Origin of the sequence: Actinocrinis sp. (assembly GCF_035650855.1) — a bacterium.
Classification (GTDB): domain Bacteria; phylum Actinomycetota; class Actinomycetes; order Streptomycetales; family Catenulisporaceae; genus Actinocrinis.
In genome coordinates this window covers 1-3,683 of sequence record NZ_DASRGV010000130.1, presented here as the reverse complement: position 1 = coordinate 3,683, position 3,683 = coordinate 1, and the positions used below count along the sequence as shown (strand labels likewise).

Genomic DNA, 3,683 nt, shown 5'->3' with positions numbered 1-3,683 from the left:
CTGCCAGGTCGACTGATCTCCAGCGGGCTGCTGCCACGGCGACGACGCCTGCGCCGTTGGCTGGTCACCACCGGTGGCCTGGTGTTCCTCACCCTGGGCTGGCGGCTGCCACGGCTGGTTGGGGTCGGATCCCTGCGGTCCGCTCATGGTGTGTTCGGTCCTCTCAACTCGGGTCCTGCTTCACCGGATGTAACCGTAGCTCGGCGCCAGCCTACCCGGCGTCAACTGCGACGACGCCGCGCCGGACGTCGTCGATCGCCCGCCTGGCGGTGGCCTGCAGCTCAGGTTCGCGGGCGGCGTTGCGCACCTGGTCTAACAGGTCCAGCACCTGCCGGCACCAGCGCACGAAATCCCCCGCCGACACACCCGTACCTGACTCGTCGGCCGCCAACAGCGCAGCGGTGAGGTCGCCGGTGCTGGCCCAGCGATAGATGGCGGTGACGAAGCCCTCGTCAGGTTCGCGGCTCAGGCTGATGCGATGCCGCTGCTCGTCGGCGCGCAGGTCTGTCGACAACTGACGGGTGCGAGCCAGCGCGCGCCGCAACGGCGCGGTCGGCGCGTCCGCGTGCTGCGGCGGGCCGGCGCCCTCGTTGCCTCGTGACTCGTAGAGCACCGCCGACAGCACCGCCGCTAACTCCGCGGGCCGCAGACCCGTCCACGCGCCGGTGCGCAGACATTCGGCGACCAAAAGGTCGCTCTCGCTGTAGATTCGGGCCAGCAGCCGGCCGTCGTCGGTGACCTGTGGATCGCCGTTGAGCATGCGGATGAAGCCGCGCTCGGTGAGCAGCCCGACAATCCGGTCGAAGGTGCGGGCCAGTGAGTTGGTGGCTGCGGCCACTTTTTGTTGCAGCGCGGCGTTGTCGCGTTCGATGCGCAGGTAGCGCTCGGCGACCCGCAGCTGGGCTTCCCGGCCGGGCGCATGGTGGGCAGGGTGGCGGCGCAGCTGCTCGCGCAGGGACATCAGCTCCGGGTCGCCAGACGCACCGTCGTCGCTGTCCCGGCGGGGGCTGCGCTTGCCGCGCGCGGGCTGAGCGGCCAGACCCGCGGCGGCCGAGCGCAGCGCCGACGCCAAATCGCGGCGCACCCGGGGCTGACGGTGTTCGACCCGCTTGGGCAATGTCATCGACCCGACGGGCGCGGATGCGCCCGGGTAGTTGGCCGACGAAATACGGCCCGCCCAGCGGTGTTCGGTGAGCACCAGCGGCCGCGGATCGGAGCTGTCGCGGTCGGATTCCAGGACGACGGCCAAACCGCCGCGGCGGCCGTGCGTGATCGTGATGATGTCGCCGCGGCGCAGCGAGGCCAGCGCCTCGTTGGCCGCCTGCCGGCGCTGTGCGCGCGACGCCCGCGCCTGCGCCCGCTCCCGCTGCGAGATCCGTTCCCGCAGCCGGGCATAGTCGAGGATCGGGGCATCGTGGCCGCCCAGTTCGGCCGCGAGCTCGTCGAGCAGCCGGCGGCCCCGGTCGATGCCGCGGACGAGGCCAACCACCGAGCGGTCGGCCTGGTACTGGGCGAACGACTGCTCCAGCAACCGATGCGCCTGCTTGGGACCCATCCGGTTCACCAGGTTGATCGTCATGTTGTACGACGGTGCAAACGAGCTGCGCAGCGGGAACGTGCGGGTGGAGGCCAGCCCGGCGACCTCGGCGGGCTCCACATCCGGGTGCCAGATCACCACCGCGTGGCCCTCGACGTCGATGCCGCGCCGCCCGGCGCGCCCGGTCAGCTGCGTGTACTCACCCGGCGTCACATCCGCGTGGGTCTCGCCGTTCCACTTGACCAGCTTCTCCATCACCACCGAGCGGGCGGGCATGTTGATGCCCAGCGCCAGGGTCTCGGTGGCGAACACCGCCTTGACCAGGCCCGCCGCGAACAGCTCCTCGACGATCTCCTTGAAGGTGGGCAGCATGCCGGCGTGGTGCGCCGCGACGCCGCGCTCGAGGCCGTCGGCGAAGTCGTGGTACCCCAGGACATTGAGATCCTCGGCGGGCAGTTCGGCGCAGCGGGCGGACACGTGCGCGCGCACCTTGCCGCGCTGCTCCTCGGTCAGCAGCCGGACGCCGGAACGCAGGAACTGCTGCACCGCGGCGTCGCAGCCGGCCCTGGAGAAGATGAAGGTGATGGCGGGAAGCAGCCCTGCCGAGTCGAGCCGCTCGATGACGTCGACGCGGCTGGGCGGCGGCGGGATCCGCCGCGGACGACCTCCGCGCGCACCGGGGCGTCCGCCGCCGAACGAGGAAGCGCCGGCCCGCCCGCCTCTGGGCGCGAAGCCGAAGCGCTCCTCCTCGCGGGCGAAGCGCACCAGCTCCGGGTTGACCCGCGCCACGTCCGCCTCGTGCGGGTCGGCGCCCGCGTACAGGTCGTAGAGCTTGCCCGCGGCGAGCACGTGCTGCCAGAGCGGGACCGGCCGGTGCTCGGAGACGATGATCTTCGTCTCGCCGCGCACGGTCTCCAGCCACTCGCCGAACTCCTCGGCGTTGGACACGGTCGCGGAGAGGGACACCAGCTGCACCGACTCGGGCAGGTGGATTATCACCTCTTCCCAGACCGCGCCGCGGAACCGGTCGGCGAGGTAATGCACCTCGTCCATGACCACGTAGCCGAGCCCGTCGAGCGCGGTGGAGCCGGCGTAGAGCATGTTGCGCAGCACCTCGGTGGTCATCACCACCACCGGCGCGTCACCGTTGATCGAGTTGTCCCCGGTCAGCAGGCCGACGCTGTCCGCGCCGTGCCGCTTGACCAGGTCGCCGTACTTCTGGTTCGACAGCGCCTTGATCGGCGTGGTGTAGAAGCACTTGCGGCCCTGGGCCAGCGCCAGGTGCACGGCGAACTCGCCGACCACGGTCTTGCCCGCGCCGGTCGGCGCCGCGACCAGCACCCCGTGTCCCTCCTCAAGGGCCCGGCACCCGTCGAGCTGGAACTGGTCGAGGCCGAAAGAGTAGAGCTGGGCGAAGCCGTGCAGCTGCGTCCGCTCCTCGGCCTGGCGGCGGCGGGCGGCGGCAAACCGCTCGGCGGGCGAGGTCATACCTCAATCCTAGGCGACAGCGCAGACAAGCCGCTGATCGTTTCCGCAGCGCGCCGATCCGGGGAAGCGGCCGCGAAGCCAGGCCACGTGGCCGATCAGAGCGGGATCAGAGCGCGGGCGCGGCGGACGCCGGGCCGGGCACGTACGCCCGCAGCGCTCCCGCGATCGTCTCGACGCGTGCCGGCAGCACTCCGGCCCACTCGCCGTCGGCCCAGATCGAGACCGTCTGCTCCGGGCGGCCCGGTTCGACGCGGCAGGAGAGCTCAACGGCCGCGGCGTGCAACACGCGCACCTTCGGATGCTCGATATGCCGGCCGGAGAAGACTTTCGGGAAGATCCGCAGCAGCGTCGGCTTCGAGACCCGGTCCACCGCGGTGATCTGGAACCGGCCGTCGCGCGGATCGGCTTGCGGGCAGATGCGCATGCCGCCGCCGTAGGAGGGGCCGTTGCCGACCGCGATGAGCATCCCGTCCAGGTCCGTGTGCTCGCCGTCGGTGTCCAGGGTGAACGGGACGGCGGTGAAGGGGCCGAGTTCGGCGAGCAAGGCGAGGGTGTACCGAGACGGCCCGCGCGGTCGCCGCATCCGGTTGGCGCGCTCGTTGACCTTCGAGTCGAGGCCGCAAGCCAGCACGGTGCCGAACCAGCGTGCGGTAAGGGA

2 protein-coding genes and 1 pseudogene are annotated in these 3,683 nt (G+C 71.4%); all 3 read right to left on the bottom strand.

Annotated elements, in window-relative coordinates; translation table 11 throughout:
* Positions 1–147: pseudogene (locus tag VFB40_RS28770) on the bottom strand (DUF4333 domain-containing protein); the annotation flags it as partial.
* A gap of 64 nt (positions 148–211) precedes the next feature.
* Positions 212–3,025, bottom strand: coding sequence for a DEAD/DEAH box helicase (locus tag VFB40_RS10275; RefSeq protein ID WP_324849301.1), 2,814 nt, complete (start codon positions 3,023–3,025; stop codon positions 212–214).
* Positions 3,026–3,131: 106 nt separating this feature from the next.
* A partial coding sequence (locus VFB40_RS10270) for a diacylglycerol/lipid kinase family protein (RefSeq protein ID WP_527249190.1) occupies positions 3,132–3,683 on the bottom strand: 552 nt, incomplete at its 5' end.